Origin of the sequence: Nonomuraea sp. MTCD27, from assembly GCF_041950495.1 — a bacterium.
In the GTDB taxonomy this organism is placed as follows: domain Bacteria; phylum Actinomycetota; class Actinomycetes; order Streptosporangiales; family Streptosporangiaceae; genus Nonomuraea.
The window spans coordinates 16,441-40,761 of record NZ_JBGNUW010000008.1 but is presented as its reverse complement, the minus strand read 5'-3'; the positions used below and the strand labels follow the sequence as shown (position 1 = coordinate 40,761).

At 70.8% G+C, this 24,321-nt stretch carries 23 protein-coding genes; 16 read left to right on the top strand and 7 right to left on the bottom strand.

The window, feature by feature from the left end; all coding sequences use genetic code 11:
• Positions 1-150: 150 nt before the first annotated feature.
• From ACBJ59_RS23960 to ACBJ59_RS23950, 3 genes are read left to right on the top strand one after another with little or no spacing between them, the layout of a single operon-like run.
• Positions 151-513 carry an ArsR/SmtB family transcription factor gene (locus ACBJ59_RS23960; protein ID WP_375112468.1) on the top strand — a complete coding sequence of 121 codons (363 nt, stop codon included), beginning with the start codon at positions 151-153 and terminating at the stop codon, positions 511-513.
• The gene (locus ACBJ59_RS23955; protein WP_375112467.1) at positions 497-1,018 is read left to right on the top strand and encodes an SRPBCC family protein; all 522 of its coding nucleotides are present in this window, start codon (positions 497-499) and stop codon (positions 1,016-1,018) included. Before ACBJ59_RS23960 ends, ACBJ59_RS23955 begins: the two co-directional genes overlap by 17 nt.
• Entirely contained in the window at positions 1,018-1,683 is a 666-nt protein-coding gene (locus tag ACBJ59_RS23950; RefSeq protein ID WP_375112466.1) for a dihydrofolate reductase family protein, read from the top strand. Before ACBJ59_RS23955 ends, ACBJ59_RS23950 begins: the two co-directional genes overlap by 1 nt.
• 81 nt (positions 1,684-1,764) lie before the next feature.
• On the opposite strand, the gene ACBJ59_RS23945 is transcribed toward ACBJ59_RS23950, so the two are convergent.
• The gene (locus ACBJ59_RS23945) at positions 1,765-2,283 is read right to left on the bottom strand and encodes a hypothetical protein (RefSeq protein ID WP_375112465.1); all 519 of its coding nucleotides are present in this window, start codon (positions 2,281-2,283) and stop codon (positions 1,765-1,767) included.
• A gap of 46 nt (positions 2,284-2,329) precedes the next feature.
• Here ACBJ59_RS23945 and pafA point away from each other — a divergent pair, with 46 nt between their 5' ends.
• The gene (gene pafA / locus ACBJ59_RS23940) at positions 2,330-3,688 is read left to right on the top strand and encodes a Pup--protein ligase (protein ID WP_375112464.1); all 1,359 of its coding nucleotides are present in this window, start codon (positions 2,330-2,332) and stop codon (positions 3,686-3,688) included.
• Between the two features lie 306 nt (positions 3,689-3,994).
• On the opposite strand, the gene ACBJ59_RS23935 is transcribed toward pafA, so the two are convergent.
• Positions 3,995-4,381, bottom strand: coding sequence for a DUF5958 family protein (locus ACBJ59_RS23935; protein ID WP_375112463.1), 387 nt, complete (start codon positions 4,379-4,381; stop codon positions 3,995-3,997).
• A 332-nt stretch (positions 4,382-4,713) separates the two neighbouring features.
• Between ACBJ59_RS23935 and ACBJ59_RS23930 the strand changes: the two genes are divergently transcribed.
• Positions 4,714-5,616: a GNAT family N-acetyltransferase gene (locus ACBJ59_RS23930; protein WP_375112462.1), complete on the top strand. Its 903-nt coding sequence runs from the start codon at positions 4,714-4,716 to the stop codon at positions 5,614-5,616.
• Positions 5,617-5,819: 203 nt separating this feature from the next.
• Here ACBJ59_RS23930 and ACBJ59_RS23925 read toward each other — a convergent pair whose 3' ends face one another.
• Positions 5,820-6,182 carry a hypothetical protein gene (locus tag ACBJ59_RS23925; protein WP_375112461.1) on the bottom strand — a complete coding sequence of 121 codons (363 nt, stop codon included), beginning with the start codon at positions 6,180-6,182 and terminating at the stop codon, positions 5,820-5,822.
• Positions 6,183-6,541: 359 nt separating this feature from the next.
• On the opposite strand from ACBJ59_RS23925, the gene ACBJ59_RS23920 reads away from it, so the two are divergent.
• The 6 genes from ACBJ59_RS23920 to ACBJ59_RS23895 are packed head-to-tail and all read left to right on the top strand — an operon-like array spanning position 6,542 to position 13,769.
• The gene (locus ACBJ59_RS23920; protein ID WP_375112460.1) at positions 6,542-6,817 is read left to right on the top strand and encodes an acyl carrier protein; all 276 of its coding nucleotides are present in this window, start codon (positions 6,542-6,544) and stop codon (positions 6,815-6,817) included.
• A complete protein-coding gene (locus ACBJ59_RS23915) occupies positions 6,814-8,529 on the top strand; it encodes an AMP-binding protein (protein ID WP_375112459.1) in 1,716 nt (571 codons plus the stop codon). The genes ACBJ59_RS23920 and ACBJ59_RS23915 overlap by 4 nt, the downstream gene beginning before the upstream one ends.
• A complete protein-coding gene (locus tag ACBJ59_RS23910; RefSeq protein ID WP_375112458.1) occupies positions 8,526-10,145 on the top strand; it encodes an acyl-CoA dehydrogenase family protein in 1,620 nt (539 codons plus the stop codon). Before ACBJ59_RS23915 ends, ACBJ59_RS23910 begins: the two co-directional genes overlap by 4 nt.
• Before the next feature lie 12 nt (positions 10,146-10,157).
• The gene (locus tag ACBJ59_RS23905) at positions 10,158-11,717 is read left to right on the top strand and encodes an acyl-CoA dehydrogenase family protein (RefSeq protein ID WP_375112457.1); all 1,560 of its coding nucleotides are present in this window, start codon (positions 10,158-10,160) and stop codon (positions 11,715-11,717) included.
• 1 nt (position 11,718) lies between these two features.
• A complete protein-coding gene (locus ACBJ59_RS23900; protein WP_375112456.1) occupies positions 11,719-12,603 on the top strand; it encodes an alpha/beta fold hydrolase in 885 nt (294 codons plus the stop codon).
• The gene (locus ACBJ59_RS23895; protein WP_375112455.1) at positions 12,600-13,769 is read left to right on the top strand and encodes a class I SAM-dependent methyltransferase; all 1,170 of its coding nucleotides are present in this window, start codon (positions 12,600-12,602) and stop codon (positions 13,767-13,769) included. Before ACBJ59_RS23900 ends, ACBJ59_RS23895 begins: the two co-directional genes overlap by 4 nt.
• Before the next feature lie 170 nt (positions 13,770-13,939).
• Here ACBJ59_RS23895 and ACBJ59_RS23890 read toward each other — a convergent pair whose 3' ends face one another.
• Positions 13,940-14,797, bottom strand: coding sequence for a helix-turn-helix domain-containing protein (locus ACBJ59_RS23890; RefSeq protein WP_375112454.1), 858 nt, complete (start codon positions 14,795-14,797; stop codon positions 13,940-13,942).
• Between the two features lie 159 nt (positions 14,798-14,956).
• Here ACBJ59_RS23890 and ACBJ59_RS23885 point away from each other — a divergent pair, with 159 nt between their 5' ends.
• Positions 14,957-15,841: an aldo/keto reductase gene (locus tag ACBJ59_RS23885; RefSeq protein ID WP_375112453.1), complete on the top strand. Its 885-nt coding sequence runs from the start codon at positions 14,957-14,959 to the stop codon at positions 15,839-15,841.
• Positions 15,842-15,985: 144 nt separating this feature from the next.
• Here the strand turns inward: ACBJ59_RS23885 and ACBJ59_RS23880 are convergent, their stop codons facing one another.
• Positions 15,986-16,705, bottom strand: a complete 720-nt coding sequence (locus ACBJ59_RS23880) for an SDR family oxidoreductase (RefSeq protein ID WP_375112452.1) — start codon at positions 16,703-16,705, stop codon at positions 15,986-15,988.
• 138 nt (positions 16,706-16,843) lie between these two features.
• Between ACBJ59_RS23880 and ACBJ59_RS23875 the strand changes: the two genes are divergently transcribed.
• Positions 16,844-17,737 (top strand): LysR family transcriptional regulator, encoded by an 894-nt coding sequence (locus ACBJ59_RS23875; protein WP_375112451.1) that lies wholly within the window; start codon positions 16,844-16,846, stop codon positions 17,735-17,737.
• A gap of 581 nt (positions 17,738-18,318) precedes the next feature.
• Positions 18,319-19,842, top strand: coding sequence for a PASTA domain-containing protein (locus ACBJ59_RS23870; RefSeq protein ID WP_375112450.1), 1,524 nt, complete (start codon positions 18,319-18,321; stop codon positions 19,840-19,842).
• Between the two features lie 135 nt (positions 19,843-19,977).
• On the opposite strand, the gene ACBJ59_RS23865 is transcribed toward ACBJ59_RS23870, so the two are convergent.
• The gene (locus tag ACBJ59_RS23865) at positions 19,978-21,021 is read right to left on the bottom strand and encodes a lysostaphin resistance A-like protein (protein ID WP_375112449.1); all 1,044 of its coding nucleotides are present in this window, start codon (positions 21,019-21,021) and stop codon (positions 19,978-19,980) included.
• A gap of 113 nt (positions 21,022-21,134) precedes the next feature.
• On the opposite strand from ACBJ59_RS23865, the gene ACBJ59_RS23860 reads away from it, so the two are divergent.
• Positions 21,135-22,376 (top strand): sensor histidine kinase, encoded by a 1,242-nt coding sequence (locus tag ACBJ59_RS23860; RefSeq protein WP_375112448.1) that lies wholly within the window; start codon positions 21,135-21,137, stop codon positions 22,374-22,376.
• Entirely contained in the window at positions 22,364-23,008 is a 645-nt protein-coding gene (locus ACBJ59_RS23855) for a LuxR C-terminal-related transcriptional regulator (RefSeq protein ID WP_375112447.1), read from the top strand. Before ACBJ59_RS23860 ends, ACBJ59_RS23855 begins: the two co-directional genes overlap by 13 nt.
• A 212-nt stretch (positions 23,009-23,220) precedes the next feature.
• Here the strand turns inward: ACBJ59_RS23855 and ACBJ59_RS23850 are convergent, their stop codons facing one another.
• Positions 23,221-24,264: a zinc-binding dehydrogenase gene (locus tag ACBJ59_RS23850; RefSeq protein WP_375112446.1), complete on the bottom strand. Its 1,044-nt coding sequence runs from the start codon at positions 24,262-24,264 to the stop codon at positions 23,221-23,223.
• Positions 24,265-24,321 lie beyond the last annotated feature (57 nt).

Below are 24,321 nucleotides of genomic sequence, written 5' to 3'. Positions count from 1 at the left end.
GACCGCCGTATGGGTGAATGGCCCAGCCGCCCACGAGCCATGCGTTGCCGCACCTTCGTCACGGTCAGGTTGGCAAGCCGGACCAGCCGGGGACCGGTCGTTGACCACACCGCCGTTGACACATTCCGATATAGGCATATGATGACGGCCATGGCACGAGCGGCGACGACCTCGGACGCGTTCAATGCGATCGCCGAGCCGCAGCGGCGGGAGATCCTGGTGCTGCTGCGGGGCGGCGAGCGGCCCGTGACCGAACTGGCGCGGGACCTGGGGATGAGCCAGCCACAGGCGTCCAAGCACCTGCGGGTGCTCCGCGAGGTCGGGCTGGTGCAGGTCCGCGGGGCGGGCAAGCAGCGGCTGTACGGCCTGGACGCCCGCGGGCTGCGGCCGATCCACGAGTGGGTGGGCGGCTTCGAGGAGTTCTGGAACGAGACCTTCGACCGGCTGGACGAGTACGTGCGAAATCTGAAGCAAGCAAATCAGGAGGAACCACCGGATGACGACGACCAGTAACGGCAGCGCGCCTGACCACATGACCGCGGACCGCGAGATCGTGCTCTCCCGGGCCATCGGCGCCCCACGGGAGCTGGTGTTCGAGGCGTTCACACAGGTTCGGCACCTGTCGCGGTGGTGGGGGCCGGAAGGGTTCACGACCACGACGCGGTCCTTCGAGTTCCGCGTCGGCGGGGCCTGGGCCTTCGTGATGCACGGGCCGGACGGGACCGACTACCAGGAGTGGATCACCTGGACCGAGATCGTCCCGCCGGAGCGGATCGCCCTGGTGCACGGCGCGTTCCGCGACGACCCCAACGCCTTCGAGTCGGTCCTGACCTTCGAACCGGCCGGCGAGGAGACCCGGATCGTGATGCGCACGGTGTTCCCCACCAGGGAGCTCCGTGAGGAGGCGGTGGAAAAATACCACGCGATCGAGGGCGGCGAGCAGACCCTGCGCAACCTGGCGGCCTACGTCGCCGAACTCACCTGCAACGAGACCACACCGAAGGGAGCGGAGGGCTGATGGCCGGGAAGGTGTTCTTCAGCGTGACGATGTCGCTCGACGGTTTCATGGCGCCGGAGGCCGTGCCCGTCGAGGACGTCTTCTCGCCCGAAGGTAAGAACGACCCGAGGGTCCAGCGCTGGATGACGAAGTGGTCGGAGCTGCAGGCGTGGGTGTTCCCGCAGCGGTGGTTCAGGGAGAACCTCAAGCTCGGCGAGGGCGGCGAGGAAGGACTCGACAACGACGTCGTCAGGGCTACGTACGAGCGCACCGGCGTGAGCGTCATGGGCAAGCGGATGTTCGACGGCGGCGAGCTGGCCTGGCCGGAGGAGGCGCCGTTCCACACCCCGGTGTTCGTCGTGACCCACACCAAGCGTGACCCGTGGGAGCGGCCGGGCGGCACGACCTTCCACTTCGTCAACGACGGCATCTTCAGCGCTCTCGACCAGGCCCGCGAGGCCGCCGGCGACCGCGACGTCCGCATCGCCGGCGGCGCCGAGACGATCCAGGAGTACCTGGACAGCGGCCTGATCGACGAGTTCTCGATCACCCTCGCGCCCGTGCTGTTCGGCACCGGCATCCGCCTGTTCGACCGCGTGGACCCGGCCCGCCTCGCCCTCCACCAGACCCGCACGGACACCTCATCCCGGGTGACCCACCTGGCCTACACCGTCGGGAAGCGGTAGCCGGCGCGGGCGACACACATCCGGGGCTTGCGCACGATCACCTCGGCGCGACGGTCTTCGAGAGCCTGGAGAGGCGATCGATCAACGCTGGGCCGTTGCGATGAGGCGTCGCAGTGCCGCGTGGGCGGGTGGGCCCCGTGGCCTTGCCGCTGGGCCGGCCGCGGACGCCGGCTTCTCCGACGTGGATGCCGCCGAGAGCGCGGCGTACTGCCCATCCGCGGGCGCGGCTGTGTGCTCCTTGAGCAGCAGCTCGTCCGCGGACTCCGTCGCCCAGGGCAACCGGACGGCGAGGTCGTCGCCGAGCCGCCACAGCTGGTTGTCCCAGTCCCGCGCGCCGAGACTCACCGGGTGATGGGCCAGGTCGGGGTGCTGGTCACGCAGCAGCTCCCGCACCAACTCCACGGTGATCTCGATCTCGGTGTGCGTCATGCGGAGCAACATCAGCAGGATGACGGCAAGGGATTTCAGACCAAGCGGACCCAGGGTTTTGGGTGCTTCCCAGGTGGTCAGCTGTCGCTCGGGGTCGGTTTCCTCCTGCGCGGGAAGGTCCTGCAGGAGGGCGGTCATCGGGACGCCGACCACCAGGTCCTCGCCGGCCACCTGGATGACCTGGGCGAGACCGTGATGGGGGAGTAGCGTGAGGCAAATGGATCGTCGCATCTTCGGCCTGGAGAACGAGTACGGCGTGACCTGCACGTTCAGGGGCCAGCGCAGGCTGTCCCCCGACGAGGTGGCCCGGTACCTGTTCCGGCGGGTCGTGTCCTGGGGCCGCTCGAGCAACGTCTTCCTCCCCAACGGCGCCCGTCTGTACCTGGACGTCGGCAGCCATCCCGAGTACGCCACCCCCGAGTGCGACAACGTCGTGGAGCTGGTCACCCACGACAAGGCCGGCGAGCGGATCCTCGAGGGCCTGCTCGTCGACGCCGAGAAGCGGCTGCGCGAGGAGGGCATCGCCGGCGACATCTACCTGTTCAAGAACAACACCGACTCGGCCGGCAACTCCTACGGCTGCCACGAGAACTACTGCGTGGGCCGGCACGGCGAGTTCGGCCGGCTGGCCGACGTACTGATCCCGTTCCTGGTCACCAGGCAGATCATCTGCGGCGCGGGCAAGGTGCTGCAGACGCCACGCGGCGCGGTCTACTGCGTCTCGCAGCGCGCCGAGCACATCTGGGAGGGCGTGTCGTCGGCCACCACCCGGTCCCGGCCGATCATCAACACCCGGGACGAGCCGCACGGTGACGCCGAACGGTTCCGCCGCCTGCACGTGATCGTCGGCGACTCCAACATGAGCGAGACCACCATGCTGCTCAAGGTCGGCGCCACCGACCTGGTGCTGCGCATGATCGAGGCCGGCACCGTGATGCGCGATATGAGCCTGGAGAACCCGATCCGAGCCATCCGCGAGGTCTCCCACGACATGACCGGACGCCGCCGGGTCCGCCTGGCCAACGGGCGCGAGGCCTCCAGCCTGGAGATCCAGCAGGAATACCTGTCCAAGGCGAAGGACTTCGTCGACCGCCGCGGCGGCGACGCCATCGCCCACCGGGTGCTGGAGCTGTGGGAGCGCACGCTCAACGCGGTCGACACCGGCAACCTCGACCTGGTCTCGCGCGAGATCGACTGGGTGACGAAATACCAGCTCATCGAGCGCTACCGGAAGAAGTACGACCTGCCGCTGTCCTCGCCCCGCGTGGCGCAGCTCGACCTCGCCTACCACGACATACACCGCAAGCGCGGCCTGTTCTACCTGCTACAGCGCCGCGGCTCGGTGGAGCGGGTGGCCTCCGACATCAAGATCTTCGAGGCCAAGTCGGTGCCGCCGCAGACCACCAGGGCGCGGCTGCGCGGCGAGTTCATCCGCAAGGCCCAGGAGAAGCGGCGCGACTTCACCGTCGACTGGGTACACCTCAAGCTGAACGACCAGGCCCAGCGCACCGTCCTGTGCAAGGACCCGTTCCGCAGCGTCGACGAGCGGGTGGACAAGCTCATCGCCGGCATGTGACCGAGCGGCCGGCATCGCGTCATAGAACCTGTTGAGAGCACCTTCTTTGGTTGACGCTAACGGATACTCGTCGCAAGAGTATTTGCAGTAGTTGACCGATCTGAGTTCCCGAGTCGGCACCTCGACGTTGTCGGGAAGGTCCGGCCAGCGTTTCTCGGCGGTAGTGCCTTTGTCCGTGATGAACCGGAGTCTGTCGTTCGTGTTCACCTTGGTGGCCATGAACGTGCGAACGGGCACCAGTTCGTCATGGGTTCGAGCGCCACTTTTTGATCTTGCTCTGGCTGGGGGTTCGTAGGGCGTGCTGGCCTAGAGGTGGTGCCAGGGATGGTTGCATCCGTTGATGCAATCTTGCAGTCGTCTGCGCATGTCGGCGATGCCGAGCAGCGCGATCAGGAGTCGGAAGGATGTGATCCGCTCGGCCTGCGGCAGATGGATGATCTTGTTGAGCTGTTCGGGGAGGCCTGGGCGGGTGATGAGCATTGCAGGCGTGTGGGTCGGGCGAAGCCCGGCGCGGCGGATGCTCTCGGCGGTCTCCTCCTGGCTGGGGTGGGCTTGGATGCAGTAGTTGGAGAGCTCACGGAGGACCTGGCCCTGTTCGGCGGGGTTCAGGGAGCTGAACCAGGCGATGCCGGTCTCGAGTGCTTTCAGCTCCTGGGCGAGCTCGTTGAGGATCACAAGATGATCGCTGGTCATGGCCGCCCCCGTGCAGCTAGCTGGTAACGGGTGAGTCTGCCAGGCCGGCTCGGCGACAGAGCTGACGGGCCTCTTTCAGGCTTCGGCGCGTGCTCGGGTTTGGGCGAGGCGGTAGGAGTCGGTGCCGGTCTCGATGATGTTGCCGGTGCTGAAACTCGTGAACACCCTCAAGCCGCCCACCCAGGTGCGGCCCACCCTAACGACCAAACGGTGCTCGCGGCTGCGCGATGCCGAGCAGGGGACGCTCGGGACGGTCCATACGTCCACAGATATCAACTCATCGACCAGCGCGTATTGGACGTATCACCCCTGGTCCTCCTAGCGTTCGTCGGGTGACGGAGCGACGCGCGATCCTCAGCGGATCGACCTTCGAGGAACAGATCAGGTATGCCGGGGCCGTCGTCGACGGCGACCGCGTGCACGTGCCGGGGGCGGCCAGCGGGCTCGACCATTCGACCATGACGATCTCGGTCCTGATCAGGGAGCTCCGTGCGAACGAGGAGTTCGAGCAGGTCGACGAGTTGTTCGAGCGGATCTGGGGGTTCGAGCCGGACAGCCGGCCGATCAGTGCCGGGCTGATGCGGGCGCTGAGCCACGCGGGCAACTACGTCTCCGGCGCCTTCGACGGCGACCGGATGGTCGGGGCGTCGGTGGGCTTCTTCGGGCAGGACTCGACCCTGCACTCGAACACCACGGGCGCGGCGGCGGGACGGGGCATCGGCTTCGAACTGAAGCTGCACCAGCGGCTGTGGGCGCTCGACCGCGGGATCTCCCGGATCACCTGGACCTACGACCCGCTGGTCCGCCGCAACGCGCACTTCAACCTGGCCAAGCTGGGCGCGCGGCCGGCGGAGTACCTGCCGAACTTCTACGGCGTGATGGCTGACGCCATCAACCAGGGCGACGAGTCCGACCGCATCCTGGCCGTTTGGCCGCTGACCGATCCGCGGGTCGAGGCGGCGGTCCGGCGGGTGCCGTACCTGCCGGCGGTGCCGGAGGACGCTGTGGTGGGGCTGGGCGACGACGGCGACCGCCCGGTCGAGGGCCGTACCGACGGGCGCGTGGTGCTGGTCGCGGTCCCCGAGGACATCGAGCGGCTGCGCGGGGTGGACGCCGGCGCCGCCAAGGCGTGGCGGCACGCCGTGCGCGACGTACTGGGCGGCCTCATGGAGGAGGGCGCGACGGTGACCGGCTTCCATCGCAGGACGTACTACGTGGTGGAGAGGAACACTTGAAGATCACTGGGGTGGCGCTGCGGCGGATCGCGATGCCGCTGCCCACGTCGTGGCCGGCATCGGCTCGATCGGGCTCGCAGCCGCGCGCGGGCATGTTCGTGCTGGTCGTAAGGGGTGGACCGGCGCCTGGCCAACATCGGCCACCCGACCAGGGCAAAGCCCCCTAAACGGTACGTAAACAGCCAAGAAAATGCTCCAGCGGGTCACGTGCCCGCTCTCTCGTCATGAATCTGCGAACGCGGCTCGGACCGCTGGACCTCCTCCCACGCACGCGATGCCTTCATCCACAGGACGAGGTCGCTGACACCGTACGCCATGCCCAGAGCAGCGGCGAGCAGCATCACCGGAACAGCCTCCGGCAATCGGAGTCCAAGCACGCCGATAACCGCCGCGAGAGTCGTCATCAGACCCGCGTACACGAAATGCCGTGCCGAACGCTGCCGCGCCGCCACGGGCCCGGCCTCCCGTACCCATCTGCCGAGCAGTCGCCCTGTTCCCATCCGGTACAGCTGAAGCGAAGCCGTGACAAGCCCGAAAGCCCCTAATACCCATGCGAAAACGGACACCACAGCTCCTTTCCGCGAGCGCGAACCCCGGATGCCAGTCTGTCTCCGGTGCCCTGAACGGATCAAGGGCCGTCCGACCGTAAGAGGCGGCCGCGACTCCTGCACCTCCGGCTCATCCCGCACTGCCCCGCCTCTCCCTCATGCCGCCAGTTCACCGCCGCCGTTCCCGGAACCGGAATTCGGGGCGGGAATTCGAGTACGCGGAAAACAATGCCCTGCGGCACAACCCCCTATGACCACGTCGGCGCAGGTGGCAGTGGATACGGCATAGGGGGCGGCATTGTTAGGGGTTGGAGTGCCGCAATTCCCTGGTTACGTTGGCCTGGCTCAACCGAATAACACCTGAAATGGGGTTATCAATGGCCGGCCAGCTCACGCACCAGGCGGTTTCCCATGCGCTGAAAGGCATCGTGGCGCGCGTACTGCAAGTCCCCGAGAGCACCATCACCGACGACGCCAGGATCACCGACCTGAGCCTCGTCGAATCCATCAAGCTGCTCCGGATCGCCGGGCGGATCGAGCGCACGTTCGGCATCGAGCTCGAGAACGAGGTGCTGTTCCGCAGCGGAACCCTGAGCGAGATCGCCGACGAGGTCTACCGGCTGTGCGGGCAGGAACAGGAGAAGGTTGCTTGAGCGCGCTCGTCCCGGCAGGCGTGCGGACGCTGGGTGAGATGTTCGTCCGCGCGGCCGAGCTGCATCCTGGTCAGGTCGCCGGCACCTTCTTCCCCGGCCACCGCCTGACCTTCCACGAGTTGCTCCGCGACGGCCGCGTCGCGGCCGCGCGCCTGCGGTTCCTCGGCGCGGAGCCCGGCACGCCGGTGGCCGTGCTCCTGCAGTCGCCGCTGGACTTCCTCCGGGTCACCGGCGGCATCGCGCTCGCGGGCGCGGTGCTGGTCCCCCTCGCCGTCTCCACGGGGTTCACCAAGGCGTTTCTGTCCCGGATGCGGCACGTGCTGGCCGACAGCGGCGCGCGGTTCGCCGTCATCGACGACCCGTACGCCGAGCCGCTCGCCGAGCTGGTGCCCGGCCTGCGGGTCGTGCCGGTCTCTCACCTCGCCGGCCCGTACGCGGGACTGCTCGTCGATCCCGGCGTCCTGGAGCCGCCGCAGGCCGGCGCCGACGACCTCGCGTTGATCCAGTACACCTCCGGCAGCACCTCGGCGCCCCGCGGCGTCGCGCTGACCCATCGCAACGTGCTGGCGGGCCTGCGCGTCATCCAGCGTGGGGCCGACGCGCGAGCCGACGACGTGGTCTGCCACTGGCTGCCGCTCTCCCACGACATGGGGTTGTTCTCCACGCTGGCGGCGGTCGGCGCCGGCGTCGCCGTCCACGTGTCCGCGCCGCAGGACTTCGTCAAGCGGCCGGACGACTGGCTGCGCTGGTTCTGCGACCTGCGCGCCACCATCTACGCGGGCCCGGCCTTCGGCTACGGCTACCTGCTCGACTCCATCCCCCCGGAGGAAGTGCCCGGCTACGACCTGTCCGCGGTGCGGGTCATGCTCAACGGCGCCGAGCCGATCGCCCCTGACCTGATCGCCGCCTTCCAGCAGCGCTTCGCGCCCGCCGGGCTCGACCCTCGCGCCATGACCCCCTGCTACGGCCTGGCCGAGGCCACCCTCGCGGTCACCTTCACCCCCGCGGGGGAGGAGGCCAGCGTCGACTGGGTGCGTCGCGACCTGCTCAACAACGCGGGACGGGCCGAGCCCGCCGACCGGGACGACCCCGCCGCGCGCGGCATCGTGAGCTGCGGCGTGCCCGTGCCCGGCGTCCAGGTGCGGATCGTCAAGGACGGCGTCGAGGCCGGCGAGAGGGTCGTCGGCGACATCGAGGTCCGGGGTGAGCCGGTGACGCGCGGCTACCACCGGCAGGCGCCCCTTCCGGCCGGCGGCTGGTGCCCCACGGGAGACCTCGGCTACCTGGCCGGCTCGGCGCTGCACGTCACGGGGCGGCGCAAAGAGATGATCATTCTCAACGGCCGCAACCACTATCCGGAGGACGTCGAGGTCAGGGTGCGCGAGGTGGCGGGGCTGTACCAGCGGCGGGCCGTCGCGGTCGTCCTGCCTGCCGACCCCGCCGCCGGCCGGCGCGAGCGCATCGCGGTGCTGGCTGAGGCCGCCCTGGCGCGGCCGCCGTACGGACAGCTCGTCTCCGACCTCAGGGCGGCGGCGGCCGAGGAGCTGGGCGGCGCCTCCGTCGACGTGGTGCTCCTGGGCAGGGGCGGGTTGCCGCGCACCACCAGCGGCAAGTTCCAGCGCCTGCTCATGCGCGACCACCTGCTCGCCGGCACGCTCGACCGGGTCCTCGAACACGTGACAGCGGACGAGCGCGTCAGGAGCGCCGCATGAACCGCTTCCCCGCCGCCGAGCAGCTCGAACTGGCCCTCGGCGACCCGCACCGGCCCACCGGCCCTCTCACGTTCGGCGCCGCGATGGCGGGCGACCACGCCGAACGCTGGCCGCACAGCTCGCTGGACCGGCTGCGGGCATGGGGCTACCCCGCCCACCTGGTGCCCGCCTCGCTCGGCGGCCGGCTGACCTCCCTGGAGGAGCTGCTGGCCCTCGGCAGGGTGGTGGCGCGCCGCGACCCGACCGTGGCCGTGATCGCGAACTCCCCGTGGGCGTCCGGCACGCCGGTGTGGCTCGCCGGGACGCCCGCCCAGCAGCGCGACTACGCCGACGCCGTCCTGCGCGGCCAGTGGATGTCGCTGGCGCTGACCGAGCTCGACAGGGGCGCCGACCTGCTGTCGAGCGACCTCACCGCGCGGCGCGTGAGCGGCGGGTACATGCTCGACGGCGCCAAGTGGGTGATCAACAACGTCCGGCTGGCCCGGTTCGTCTGCCTGCTCGTACGCGAGCCGTCCCTGACGGGGCTGCGCTCGCTGACCCTGCTGCTGGTGGACATGGAACGGCTGCCGGCCGGCAGCTACGAGCTGTTGCCCAGGATCCACACGCACGGGATCAGGGGCGCGGACATCGCGGGGGTACGGTTCCTGGACGCGTTCGTGCCGTCGTCGGCCGTGCTGGGGCGGCCCGGCCGCGGGCTGGACCTCACGATCCGCTCGCTGATGACCATCCGCACGCTGGTGCCGGGACTCAGCCTGGGCGCGTTCGACACCGGGTTGCGGTGCGCGTTCGACTTCCTGCGCCACCGCCGCGTGCGGCAGGAGCGGGCGATCGACCTGCCGCACGTCCGGGAGGAGCTCGCCGCCGCCGACCTGGACCTGCGCGTGGCCGAGACGGTGGCCACCTGCTGCGTGCGGATCCTGCAGCACCTGCCCGCCCTGGCCCCCATCGCCTCGGCGGTCGCCAAGTACCTGGTGCCGCACCTCGCCGAGCAGCGGCTGCGCCGCCTGGCCGGCGTGCTCGGGGCGCGCTACCTGCTGCGCCAGGACCACTGGTACGGCCTCTACGACAAGCTCGTACGCGACGCGCGGCTCTTCAGCCTGTTCGACGGCAGCGAGCCGGTCGTGCTCAGCTCGCTGGCGGCTCAGGTGTCGTGCCTGACCGAGCCGGGGACCGACCCCGGGGCGGCCGACGAGGTGTTCCAGCCGGCTTTCGCGCCGCGGCCGTACCCCTCGGGGCTGGCGGCACTGGGCACGGCGAGCGACCTCGACCCCGTCACCGCCGGTCTGGACGGCGCCTGCGCCGCGCTGGAGCTTCGGGCGGGATCCGGGCGCGCGGCCGCGCTGCTCCGGCAGGCGGGCCGCGACCTGCTCGCGGACGCGCGGCGCGACGTGGACCCGCGCTCCGAGGACGGCCAGCGGGTCGGCGACCGGTACGCGCGCACCTTCGCCGCGGTCTGTCTCGCCCGGTCGGAGCCCGCGCACTGGCTCGCCGCGGGCGTGGAGTCGCTGCTGCGTCCCGGCGCCCGCATGCCGCGCGAGACGACCGAGAGCCTGTTCCTGGATCTCGCCATGCGGTACGCGGGCCGCTCGGCGCTGTCCCTGTCACGACCGGCCTGAAGGGGCGGGCACATGGATCTCACCATCGAGGCCGCCCTCGACACGGCCGCCCGGCTCGACCAGGCTCTCGGCGACCCCATGGACGAGCGCAACCCCGCCTCCTTCCACGCGGCCGTCGCGACCGACAGGGAGGGCAGGTTCCCCCAGCACCTCTGCGACGCGGCGTTCTCGTGGGGGCTCGCCGAGCACCTGATCCCCGCCGTCTCGGGCGGCTCGCTGCGGTCCCTGGATCACTGTGTCGCCCTGCTCCGCGTCCTGGCGCGGCGCGACCTCACGGCGGCGTCGGCGATCGCGGCCGGCTTCCTGGCCGGCCTGCCCGTCTGGCAGCACGGCACGCCCGCCCAGCGCCGGGCGGTCGCCGCGCTGCTGCGCCGGCACGAGTTGCTGGGCCTGCCGATCGGCGAGGCCGAGCACGGCGTGGACGTCACGGCCGACACCCGGCTCGAAGCCCTGGCCGGGGCGGGGCGCGCGTGGAGCCTGAGCGGCAGGACCACGCTCGCCGGCCACGACGGGCACGCCGCGGGCACCACCCTGCTGGCCCGCACCGGCGCCGGCGTCACCGCGTTCCTGCTGCTGCGGGAGGCGGACCGCGGCGGCCACTGGCGATCCGACCCCGCGTACGAGACGCACGGCCTGCGCGGTTCGGCGCTCGGCCGGCTCACGCTGTCGGGCTTCCCCGCGGGCCCCGCCGAGACGCTGGGCCCGCCCGGGCAGGGGCTGGAGATCGCCGCGCGGACCTTGCCGGTGGCGCGGCTGGTGGTCGCCGGCCTGGCCCTCGGCGGGCTGGACACCTGCCTGCGCGCGGTCGTGGCGTTCGCGCGATCCCGCATGTTGTACGGCGCGCCGATCCTGGAGCTCGAACCCGTCGCCGTCCGCCTGGCCGACGTCTACGCGGATGTGCAAATCGGCGAGGCCGTCTGCCACGAGTTGAGCCGCATCGCGCGTACCGACCCGCACCGCTTCCCCGCGGCCTCGGCACGCGTCGGCGACCTGGTCCCGGAGCTGGCCGGCGACGCCGTCGAGTCCCTGGCGATCGTGCTGGGCGCGCGGGCGTACTGCGCGACCGAGCACTGGCACGGCATCGTGGAGAAGATGCGCCGCGACGTGGCCGTGGTGACCGCTCTGGCGGAGTCCGACCAGCCGCCGCCGGACGAGCTGCCGCCCGACCCGTTCGTCCCGGTGCCGCCCGAGCTGGCCTGGCTCGGGGTGCCCGCGGCGGAGGCCCCCGATCACGGCGACCCCCTCGCGCGGGCCCGCGCCCTCGTCCACGAGGAGGGCCTGCCGGGACCGTACGCCCCCCGCCTGCTGGAGCTGCTCGACCGCCTCACCTCACGTGGCGGGACGGCGCCCGGTCTGGACGCCGCCGCGGCCTGCGCCTCGGCCTGGTTGCGCGGGCAGCGCCGGGACGACTTCCACGCCACCGGGGCGTGGCTGCTGTTGTGCCTGCGACGGATCGCCGCCCGGCTGGGCGAGCCCCAGCCCGCGGACACCGGCCTGCGCCGGCAGGCGGTGGACCGCCTCGAACGCGACCACGACGAGCGACGGCTCTTCTCCGACATCGAGGTGCCCTGAGATGACCATGACCGACCAGCGCCGGGCGCCGCAGCGCCTCCGCGTGAGCCTCAGCGACGGCAACACGAGCGAGCTCGTCGTCTTCCCGGCCGCCGAGGAGGACGCCCCAGTCGTGCTCTGCCTGCCTGCCATGGGCGTGCGGGCGAGCTACTACACGGCGGTCGCCGTCGAGCTCGCCGCGCGCGGGCACACCGCGGTGCTGGCCGACCTGCGCGGCAACGGCGGCAGCTCGGTCCGCCCGTCGCGCTCGACCACGTTCGGCTACGCCGAGATGCTCGAAACCGAGCTGCCGGAGATCGTCGAGGCACTGCGCCGGGAGTTCGGCGCCGAGCGGATCACGCTGTTCGGGCACAGCCTCGGCGGCCACCTGAGCGTGCTGCACGCCGCCACGTCGCCGCACGTGGCCGCCACCGTGCTCGTCGCCACCGGAACGAGCTGGTACGGCCGCGTCGCCGGGATGCGCAGGCCGGCCAGGTTCCTGGGCCTGCAGATCATCAGGATCGCCACCGCGCTGCACGGCTACCTGCCCGGCTGGGTGCCCTTCGCGGGCAAGGAGGCCCGCGGCGTGGTCCGCGACTGGATGCACGACGCCAGGCACGGCGCCTACCTCATCCACGGCAGCCGGGTGGACTACGAGGCGGCCCTGTCCCGCTCCACGGTCCCCGCGCTGTTCGTCGTACTTCCCGGGGACCGCTACGTTCCCGAATCCTGTTCGGAGCATCTCGCCGCCAAGCTCCGGTCGGCCAGTGTCACGTGGGCGGAGATCCCACCCGAGGACGTCGGGCTGGAAAGGACACACCACTTCCGCTGGGCGCACCGGCCCGGCGCGGTCGTCGACGCCGCCGTGAAGTGGCTCGGATCGAGGAACACGGAGGTCACGTCATGACTCAGACGGTCCAGGAAGCGACCCGCGCCGACATCGCGGCGATCGACATCAGCGACATCTGCACGCCCGACTACACCGCCAAGCTCGAACGCATCAGGTACGAGGCCGCGCTGGTGTTGTCCCGCATCGCCATGCGGCACCTGTTCGCCACGGGCGAGGCCGTGCACGACCCGGAGGCGCCGCCGCCGTCCAGCGGGTCGGAGCGGCAGCCGTACTTCTTCCGCAAGCGCCTGATCGAGTACCTCGCCGACCGCGGCGACCTGTTCCGCGACGGCTACGTCTACCGCCCCACCCCCGAGCTGGTAGGGCGCGCGCAAACCCCCGAGGACGTCTACCTGGCCGGGGTGTCGTCGCCGGACACGGCCACCATGGTCGCGCTGCGCGCCGTCGAGTCGGTCGCCGGGGAGGTCCTCCAGGGCCGTGACGGGCTGGCCGCGATGGAGGAGCGGATCGGCGTCGCGGAGACCTGGGACATCTGGCAGTACCTCATGGTGGACGTGGCACCCAAGCAGACCTGCAACAGCCTCGTGGCCCGCGTGCTCGACCAGCGCCTGCGCGCGGGCGACCCCATCGTGGTGTTCGAGGGCGGCGCCGGCGTCGGCGCCACCATCCGCGCCGCCCTGCAGATCGACGGGTTCCGCGAGCGGGCCAGGGCGATCAGGCACTACGGCTTCACCGACATCAGCCGCGAGCTCATGCGCGGCGCCAGGGAGATGCTCGGGCAGGAGGCGCCGGAGCTGCTGGCCGTCACCTCCTTCGACCGGGTCGACCTCGACGACCTGGACTCCTACGACGACGTGCCCTACCTGCGGGACGGCTCGGCCGACCTGATCATCCTGGAGAACGTCCTGCACGACGTCGAGAACCTCCACGAGGTGCTGCGCTCCTGCCACCGCATCCTCAAGCCCGGCGGCTGGCTCGTCTTCACCTCGGGGAACCGTACGCGGGCCGGCATGTTCTTCCCCTGCGAGGTCCTGCAGACCAGCCTGCACAGCTACAACCGGGCGGTCCTGGACCCGCCGCGCCGCGTCAACGTCGGCTACCTCACCCAGCAGGAGTGGGCGCGCTCGCTGACCGACGCCGGGTTCCCCTCGTTCCGGGCGCTGCCGGGCGAGAGCGACCTCGAGTTCTGGCCGTTCGGCGGCTTCGTCGCCGAACGCGCCTGACTCCCGCCCGGCGGAAAACCCGGCAGTGCGACGGGACGGCCGGTCCCGCGTCCCGCCGCGGTCGCGGGGCGCGCTCGGTCGCTCGGCGGTCGCTCGGCGGTCGCTCGGCGGTCGCCTTCCCGCTCGCCGAACACCCCACCCCGCGCGTCGCACGCGCCCCGCCGACGAGTTCAGGCGAGGTGCTCCCGGGTCCAGGCGGCCAGTGAGCGCAGGCCCAGCTCGGAGGGCGAGCCCGGCTCGGCCGTGTGCAGGGCGAAGGTCTGGTCCTGATCGCCGACGGGGGCGAAGGCCTCGTAGCCCAGGGCCAGGTCACCGGCCACGGGGTGGTGGTAGTACTTCACGCCGTTGCTGCGGCGGATCACATTGTGGTCGGCCCACCACCGGCGGAAGTCCGCGTCGCTGGTGGACAGGTCACCGACGAGCTCGGCGAGCAGCGGGTCGGCGGGGTAGCGGCCGGCGTACAGGTGAAGGGCGGCGACGGCGTCGCGGGCCGCCTGCTCCCAGTAGGTGTACAACGTCCGGGCCGCCTCGTCGAGGAAGATGAAGCGGGCCATGTTGCGATCCCGGTGCGGCAGCGCGTCGAAGTCGGTCAGCAGGGCGCGGGCCAACCGGTTGGCGGCCAGCACGTCGAGGCGTCGTCCCGTCACCATGGCCGGGACGTCGCCGACGGAGTCGAGGGCCAGGCGAAGGCCGGCGCGCAGCCGCTGCGGCGGCATCGGGGCGGCAGGGGGGCGGACCGGCCGGTTCAGGGTGTACAGGTGCTCGCGCTCGGTGTCGTTCAGCGCCAGCGCGCGGGCCACGGCGTCCAGGACGGCGTCGGACGCGTGGACGCGGCCGCGTTCCAGCCGGATGTAGTAGTCGGCGCTCACGCCGGCCAGCAGCGCCACCTCCTCCCGGCGTAGCCCGGGCACCCTGCGCGTGCCATGCCGCAGCGGCAGGCCGGCGTCCTTCGGGGTGATGCGCGCCCGGCGTGAGCGCAGGAACTCGGTGATTTCCCGCTGGCCCGGTGCGGCGGAGGGTGCGCTCATACCTCCAGGCTAGTGCGGAGCCACACCAGAGGGGGTCTGCCATGCCCCCGGTGGAACGCGCCCCCTCTCGGGGCGTGGCGGCGGGCGCGCCGCTGGTTGCCTGGAGACGTGGCCACCATGGCCACCTGTTCCCCAATCACGACGAAAGGGCGCCGCGGCATGTCCACGGAAACTTCCAGCGGTACGACGATCACCATCGGCAACGGACCGGCCGTCGGGCGGGTGGGCTACGGAGCGATGCAGCTCACCGGCAGGCAGGTGTGGGGCGACTACCCCGACCGGCAGGCCGGAATCGGGCTGCTGCGCGCGGCCGTGGACGCCGGGGTGACGTTCATCGACACCGCCGACGTGTACGGCCCGCACAGCAACGAGCTCCTCATCCGGGACGCGCTGCACCCCTACCCGGACCACCTGGTCATCGCGACCAAGGGCGGCTTCGTCCGCGGGGGCTTCGACTACTCCACCCTCGACGCCGTCGGCAACCGCAACTACCTGCGCCAAAGCGCCCACATGAGCGCACGTCGGCTGGGTGTGGAGCACATCGATCTCTACTACCTGCACAGTGGGCGCGCCACCGACGCCCCGTTCGAGGAGCAGATCGCCACCCTGGCCGAACTGCGCGAGCAAGGGCTCATCCGCGACATCGGCCTGTCCAACATCACCCTGGAACAGTTCCACGCGGCCCGGGCCATCACCGACATCGCCGCCGTCACCGCCCTGTACAACCTCGGGAACCGCACCGGAGCCACCCTGCTGACGGCCGCCGAGGCAGCCGGGACCGCGTTCTCGCCCTGGCACCCCGTCACGCTCGGCGACGGTGGCGACCTCGATCGCGTCACCGCCGCTCTTGAGCCGATCGCCCGCCGCCACGGTGCGACTCTCCAGCAGATCGCGCTCGCCTGGCACCTGCACCGCTCGCCCGTCACGCTCCCGATCCCCGGCACGACCAGCCTGCGTCACCTCAAGGAGAACCTCATGGCTCATGACCTCCACTTGAGCGCGGAGGAGATGATCACCCTGACCACCCTGGCACCGGAGAACTAGGAACTCCGCGGGGCCCGCCTGACCGCATCCCAGGCGCGTTCAGGAGGCCGACGCGGCCCACCGGTGCCTTGGCGTTTGGGCATCGCGATGACGAACACCCGGACGCTGACCGAACGGCAATGGCCGGCCCCGGTGATGGGTGGATCAAACCAGGACGTGCCCACCGTCCACCGTGAGGACGGTCCCGGTGGCGAACCGTTCCGTCATCAGGAACACGAACGCCTGGGCGATGTCCTCGACCTCGCCGACCCGCCCCACCGGGATCGCCGCGCCGACCTCGGCATACATCCGTTCCCGCTCCTCTTCGTCCATCGCCGACCAAAGAGGCGACCGTACGAAGCCGGGCGAGACGACGTTCACCCTCACGGGCGCGAGCTCGACGGCCAGCGCCTTGGTGAGCGCCTCCATGGCACCGCAAATGCTCGCCGCGACCGCCCAGCCCGGGCCCGGCCGGTCCTTGGCGGTGCCGGTGGTGAGGGTGATCGAGCCGTCCTTGCGCAGGTGAGGCATCGCGGCACGGACCGCCCTCAGCGCGCCGAAATAGCGCAGGGCGAAGAAGTTCCGTGCCGCTTCCAGATCGAGCGTGTCCATCGGCATCAGCGTCAACGGCTCGCCCGCGGTGAACACCAGATGGTCGAACTCACCGACGCCGTCGAAGAACTCGCCCACCGCCCGGGTGTCGGCGAGATCCACGACATGGCCCCCGGAGCCGCCGGGCAGCCGGGACAGAGCGTGGTCGACGCTGGCCCGCCGGCTGGAGGCGACTGTGACCACGGCGCCCTGCCGCGCGGCCGCCTCCGCGGTGGCCAGCCCGATCCCCGACGTGCCGCCGAGCACGATGACGCGTTGACCCTGTAGATCCATGATCGTGTCCTTTGAGAAGAGAAATTCGAGAAGAGAAATCCGACTCCTCCACGATGAACCCGGCCGATCGCTGCCGTCCAAGACCCTTTCGTCGACCTGTAATACCCTTTGGGTAATGAAAGGCGGAAGGAGGCGCTGGTGGACGTCGATCTGCGGAAGCTGCGCTACTTCGTCGCGGTGGCCGAGCGGCTGCACTTCGGGCGGGCCGCCGAGGCTCTGCACATCGCGCAGCCGGTCCTGTCCCGCCAGATCCGCGCGCTGGAGGAGGAGCTGAAGGTCCAGCTGTTCGTACGGAACAGGCGGGCCACCGAGCTCACCTCCGCGGGTGAGCAACTACTCGCCGACGCCCGCCCGCTGCTGGCGGCGTCCCAGGCGCTGCGCCGTCGCGTCAGTCGCGCAGCCCGCGGCACGGACGTGTTCACTGTCGGATTCATGCCCGGGCTGATCGTCACGCCGGCGGTCCAGGCGCTCCGCGAACGCCATCCCGGGCTCACCGTGGAGGTGATGCGCACCACCTGGGACGACCAGACCGAGGTCATCCACGACGGCCGGGTGGACGTCGGCTACGTGCGCCTGCCGATCGACCAGCGCGGGCTCCGCGTCCGGCCGCTGCTCGCCGAGCCACGCGTCGCCGTGCTGCCCACCGGCCACCGGCTGGCGGGCAAGGACGTCGTCGGCATCCCCGACCTCGCCGACGAACACCTCCTGCAGGACCCCGATGCCGTTCCCGAATGGCGCGACATCGCCACCGAGCTGCGGCGGCCGGGTGGACGCCGCCCCGGTCCGGCCTTCCACTCGGTGGAGGAGAAGCTCGAACACGTCGCGCAGGGCCACGGCGTCATCGTCCTGCCGCTGTCGGTGGTGACCTTCTACACCCGGCCCGATGTCACCTACGTCCCGATCGCCGACATCCCACCGAACCAGGTGTGCCTGGCCTGGGACAGCACCCGCCGCAACCCGCTGATCGGCGAGTTCGCCGCCATCGCCACAGACCTGCAGGGCCGAGCCGATGAGCCGCCCCCGTGCGTATGAGCCGCGGATGTGGCCTCTCGTCCGACCTGTCGAGCTGGTCTTGCTTTCTCATTTGATGTGGCGGATTTCGGGGAACGGGACGCCGGCGGAGATCCGCCAGGCGAGCCGCAAAGCCCTCGACCGGCGCGATGGCAGCCGCCACGATCAATACCCGGCGCGCCGGTGATCCTGGGCTCGGGGAACGTCCTGATGTCGCCGGCCGACTCCTACCTGTGCATCGTGGCCAAGAGCGGGAGCGGGGCGCAGGTGTTCCTCCCATTCGAGGGCGACCAGGTGCTGTGATCTTCAGCGGAGGTCTCGTGGATCAACACCGAGGAGATCCAGGAGACGAAGTTGGACGAGCTTGCCGGTGGGGATGGCGGGTCGTCCGGCGTACAAGCCGTCGACCTTGGTCGCGCCGTGGGTGGTGAGTGCCTGGCGGACCCGGCGGTTCGATCAGGCAGAAGAGCGCGGTAGGGGGCGCAGGGAGTCGGGTTCGCGGGTCGCCGAGCGCTGGGAAAGGGCCCCGCGCCGGGTCGGCTGACGGTGGAACGGGACGGAACGCCTTCGAGGAAAGAGGAATCGAAGGTGGAGAGGCTCTCATGAAACCCTTGAAGCAGCGCGTGGTCGCCGCGGTGGCCGCGCTCGCGCTGACGTCCGGGCTGCTCGGGCAGGCCTCTCCGGCGTCGGCCGTCTCCGGCGTCATCGTGTACGGGTGGGGGCTGAACGGATCGGGCCAGGTGGGAAACGGCGGCATAGGGCCCCCGCTGCCGACGCCCGCTCCGGTGTCCGGCCTCGCCACCGACGTCACCCAGGTCAGCGGCAGCGGCGGGGTGAGTGCGGCTCGGCACTCCGACGGCTCGGTGTGGACCTGGGGCAGCGATCGGCGGCTGGGCTACCCGAGCCCGTCCCGCTCGACACCGGCCCGGGTCCCCGGGCTCCCTTGGATCAGCCAGGTCAGTGCAGGGACGGGGCACGTGCTCACCGTCGACGGCCAAGGAAAGGTATGGGGGTGGGGCGACAACTTCTTCGGCGAACTGGGCGTGACCGGCCCGGCCACCAGCGTGACGCCGGTAGGCGCGCCGATCTCCACCGTCGTCCAGGTCGCCGCCGGGCGCGACTTCAGCCTGGCGCTGAAGTCCAACGGTGAGGTGTTCGCCTGGGGCGGCAACGGGTTGGGCCAGCTGGGCAACGGCACCGTGAACGCCGGAGGCCCGACCCCGGTGCGGGTGGCCGTGCCGTACGGGATCGTGCAAATCGCGGCGTGGGGCAACTTCGGCGTGGCGCTGCGCAACGACGGCTCGGTGTGGACCTGGGGACGAAACACCAACGGGCAGCTCGGAAACGGCACGACCGCCAATGCCGTGCCCACACCGGTGCGGGTGGACCGGCGTGTGTCCGGCATCGTCCAGATCGGCGCAGGCGACAACCACGCCATGGCACTGGGTGGCGATGGCACCGTATGGATCTGGGGCGCCAACGACCACGGTCAGATCGGCGACGGCACGAAGGCCGACCGTCTGGTCCCCGTGCACCTCGGGCTGACCGGCATCACCAAGATCAACGCGGGCCGCGTGGGCTCCATGGCGCTCGACTCCGGCGGAAACCTCTCCTACTGGGGCAGCAACACCTCCGGTGAGGCTGCCAACGGGACGGTCGACATCACCGATGCCAACCCGATCACCCAGCCCACCAGGATCACCACCCTGCCCGGCGTGGTCACCATGAGCGTGGGGGAGTACACCCCGCTTGCGATCGCGACCTCGCAGCACGCCGTGGTGCCCCACGTGATCGGCGTCAGCTGCCCCGTCGCCGCGGCCGCCCTGAGCGCCGCCGACCTGACCCCAGCGTGCTCCTACAACGGCGGCACGGTGACCGCGCAGTCCATCCCGTCGGGGACCGTGGTGCCGAAGTTCACCGTGGTCGGCCTGTCCATGCGGGCCGTCGTGCCCGACGTGACGGATCTTTCGTGCACGGGCGCCTCCAACCAGGTCAGGGCTGCCGGGCTGGTGCCGCAATGCACAGGCACCGGCACCTGGGTCGGGAGCCAGTCACCAGCCGCAGGCCGCGTAGTCGATGCCGGCACCACCGTAACCCTGAGCATGCGCTCCGGCCCCCGCCCTTGATCCCGCCCCGCGTGACCTTGGAGGATTTTCAGCGGGTGGCGAGATCCACGACGTGGCCTCCGGAGCCGCCGGGACAGCGCGTGGTCGAGAAGGCGGGTGCCTAGATGGGCGACGTCCTCGATGACCTCGACCAGATCACGACCTTCGGTGATCGGACGCGACCCCGCCCATCCTGGCGGCTTGTGCGGGACGGTACGGCGGTCGCGTACCAAAGGTGTCATGGGTCGCAGCGCAGTCGTCAGTGGAGGAGGAATCGGCGGACCGAACGCGGTGCGCGGCTTGGACTGGCTCGGGCATGACACCAGCTGCCTGGATCGCGAGTTTCCTGAACTGTCCTGTCACGATGAGCACCGCGATCGTACCGGCCATGACCAGCCAGCCCGGCCAACCGGAAAGCGATGCGTGTAAGGCGGCATCCGCGGCGCTCAGGGGTGTTCCGACGAGCGCGGGCAGGGCGGAGGCGATCAGGTTCGCCGCGGCGTGCGCGACGACCGCCGGCCAGATGCTGCCGGCGGCCAGGCGCAGCCAGCCCAGCAGGGCGCCGAGCAGCACCGACGCGATGGTGAAGGCGAGTACGGCCAGGCCGCCGGGTAGTCCGGGATAGTGGTAGCCCTGCAAGGTGAACGGGGCGTGGAACACTCCCCAGATCACGCCGCTGGTCAGCAGGGCGCGCCAGAGCCCGAGCGGGAGGAGTTTGGGCAGCAGGTAGCTCCATCCGAATTCCTCGCCGAACGTCAACACCATGCCGAGCGGGAAGATCAGGAGCTGGGGGGCCAGCATGTTCGCCAGGCCCTCGAGCGGCAGGGGATCGTGGAAGGCGAAGTGACCGGCGGACGAGCTGACGCCGAGCGCGGCGAGCGTCAGGAGCGGTGCGAGCAGGAGGCCGGCTGCGGTGTAGCCGGCCATCCGGGGCAGCGACCGCGACGGCAGGACGCCCGTCTCCCTGAGCAGGTCGCGCGGGCGGCGCAGCTCTCCTGTCACCGACACCGTGATGAGCACTCCCAGCGTGGGCGTGTACATGGCGAGCATGAGGACGGGCGTGGCCGCGTCCCCTTGGACGTCACCTCCGCCGAACCAGAGGGCGGCTCCGGCGGCCCAGATGGCGCCGAAGGTGATGGTGAGGAACGCCGCGACCGTGAGCCATGGCACGGCGGGGCGGCGGAGCGTTGGTGTGGTCATGACCACGAACGGTAGGTAGCACCCCGGTCCGCCGACGATGGAGCAGGCGGCCCTGCTGGTATTACAGTCCGCTGTAGTGCGTCCACCGGCCGCACTGCACGAGACTGAATGTCGTGCAGGAAAGATGGCAGAAGACCTGGCGGGGCAGCAGATATCTCTTACTCGGCCTGCCGACCGCGATGGCCACGATGATGGTGCTGCCGCTCCTCGCGGCCACGGCGTTGTCGACCGGGCTCGGCGGCATCGGGCTCGTCCTGTTTCCCCGGGCGATGGCCTTGCTGCGGCGCTGGGCCGAGTGGCACCGCCGGCGCGCCGCCGCTCTGCTGGGCAGGCAGGTATCCCCCCGGCAGATGGCGCTGGGAACGGGGATTCGCGCGCGGTGGCGGCAGGTGCTCGATGACCCGGAGACCAGGCGTGACGTCCGCTGGGTGTTGCGGCACATTGTGACCGGCGTGCCGGCGGGGTTCGCCGCGCTGGCTTGCGTCGGTACGGTGGTGTTCACCGCGTTCGCGGCTCCCCTGTGGTGGTTGTTCCCCGCCGGCGCGCCGCTGCGACTGCTGGGTGCGTTCCCGGTGACCGGCTGGGGCAGCGCGCTGGGCATGGGGGCCGTTCAGATCGCGGGCTTCGCGGCCCTGGCGTACTGGGCGGTGCCCCGGCTCGCGGCCTTCCACGCGAGCAGGTGCCTGGCTGCGCTCGAGCCCTCGGCGCAGGATCAGCTCACCGAGCGGGTCGGCGAGCTGACCGAAAGCCGCGCGGGAGTGCTCGACGCCCACGGCGCTGAGCTACGCCGTATCGAACGGAACCTGCACGACGGCACGCAGGCCCGGTTGGTCGCCATCGCCATGCGGCTGGGGGTGGCCAGGGAGTCCCTCACCGACGGTTCCGCCGACCTGGCCGACCTGCTGCGCGAGGCCCACGAAGGCACCGAGGAGGCCATGGCGGAGCTCCGTGACGTGGTCCGTTCGATATATCCGCCGATCCTCGCCGACCGAGGACTCCCCGGAGCGCTGGCGGCGCTCACCACACGGTCGGGCGTGCCCGCCGAGATCGACCTCGGCGATCTCGGCTACTTACCCGCCGCCGTGGAGGCAGCCGCCTACTTCATCGTGGCCGAGACGCTCACCAACGCCGCCAAGCACAGCGGCGCCACCCGGGTACAGGTGCGGATCACCCGCGACCGCGGATGGCTGCTGATCGAGGTAACCGACAACGGCATCGGCGGGGTCGAGGAGTCCCGTGGCAGCGGCGTCACCGGCATCCGGCGCCGGGTCGCCGCACTCGACGGCACCATGATCGTCACCAGCCCACCAGGCGGCCCGACCGCCGTATCCGTGGAGTTGCCGTGCGAGTCGTGATCGCCGAGGACAACGTCCTGCTCTCCGCGGGTCTCGAACTCCTCCTGGGCACCAAGGGCATCGAGGTCGCCGCCGTCGTCACCGACCATCCCGCCCTGATCGAGGCCGTGGACCGGCACCGGCCGGACGCACTGATCGTCGACGTCCGGCTCCCCCCGTCCTTCCGTGACGAGGGCATCAAGGCCGCGCTGGAGATCCGGCGCGCGCATCCCGGCCTGCCGGTGCTCGTGCTGTCGCAGTACGTCGAGAAGGTCTACGCACGGGAGCTGCTCTCCGACGGCCGCGGGGGCGTCGGCTACCTCCTCAAGGACCGGGTGAGCCGGGTCAGCGAGTTCGTCGACGGCCTGCGCCGGGTGTCCGAAGGCGGCACCGTCATGGACCCTGAGGTCATCGCCCAACTCCTGGCGGGCGGCGGCACGAGCGCCGTCGGCACACTCACCAGCCGCGAACGTGAGGTGCTCACCCTGATGGCCCAGGGCCTCGGCAACAACGACATCGGCAAGCGGCTGTTCATCACCGACAACGCCGTGCACAAGCACATCGGCAACATCTTCGCCAAACTCGGCCTGCCACCCGCCGAGGGAGGCCACCGCCGGGTGCTGGCCGTACTCGCCTATCTGGACAGCACCTGAGCAGCCGGCCTGTTCCGCCAGCCCACGGACGTCACCGAGCCCAACGCTTCACCACGTACCCGGATCCGACGGAGGACCGAGCCTCCAGCGCTCAGAATTCGTGTGTGGCGGGAAGAGTTCGTTCCTGCCGCGGACCAGGGAGGGCGACAGTTCCGACCGGGTGCGGGGTACGGACGAGGCCGGACCCCGCACCCAGTCGCCGCCGCTCGAGGTCAGGGCCTGATGAGGACCTTGAGGCTCTTGCGGTCGGCCATGTCCTGATAGCCGGCCGGGACGCCGTCGAGGCCGGTCGTGGCGTCGAACACCTTCCCCGGCTCGATGGCGCCGTCCAGGATGTCGGGCATCAGCTCCTTGATGTAGGCCCGGACCGGCGCGGGTCCGCCGGTCAGGCGGAGGTTGTGGCGGAAGAGGCCGCCGAAGCCGATCGGCGCGTCCTCGTACTGCGGGACGCCGACGCGGCTGATGACGCCGCCCGGGCGGACGACGCCGAGGGCCTGCTGGTAGGCGGGCATGGTGCCGACGGCCTCCAGGACCACGTGGGTGCCGTGCCCGCCGGTGAGTTCGCGTACCGCCTCGATGCCTTCCTCGCCGCGGGCGGAGACGACGTCGGTGGCGCCGAACTTGCGGCCGAGGTCGGTGCGGGCCTGGTGGCGTCCCATCAGGATGATCTGGTCGGCGCCCAGGCGCTTGGCCGACAGGACCGCCAGCAGGCCGACGGCGCCGTCACCGATCACGGTGACGCGGGTGCTCGGGTTGACGCCGCCGGCCACGGCGGCGTGGTAGCCGGTGCCGAACACGTCCGAGAGCGTCAGCAGGGACGGCATGAGGGCCGAGTCCGCTTCGACGGGCAGCTTGACCAGGATGCCGTCGGCGAGCGGGACGCGGACCGCCTCGGCCTGGCCGCCCTCGAACGACGAGCCGCCCCAGAAGCCGGCTTGCGGGTGGGTGCAGGAGGTGTGCAGGCCCTCGCGGCAGAACTGGCAGGTGTTGTCGGAGATGGCGAACGGCGCCACGACCAGGTCGCCCCGGTTGAGGGTGGTCACCTCCGGGCCGGTGTCCTCGACGATGCCGATGAACTCGTGCCCCATCCGGGCGGGGCCGTCCTCCGGCCTCATCGAGCCGTAGGGCCACAGGTCGCTGCCGCAGATGCAGGACGCGGTGATGCGGACCAGCGCGTCGGTGGGCAGCTTGATGACCGAGTCGGGTACCTGCTCGACGCGGACGTCGCCGGCGCCGTACATCAGGGTTGCACGCATCAGAAGGTCTCCGTTTCAGACGGTTGTCTCTCTCGGGTGGCGCAGGGTTGCGTCCAA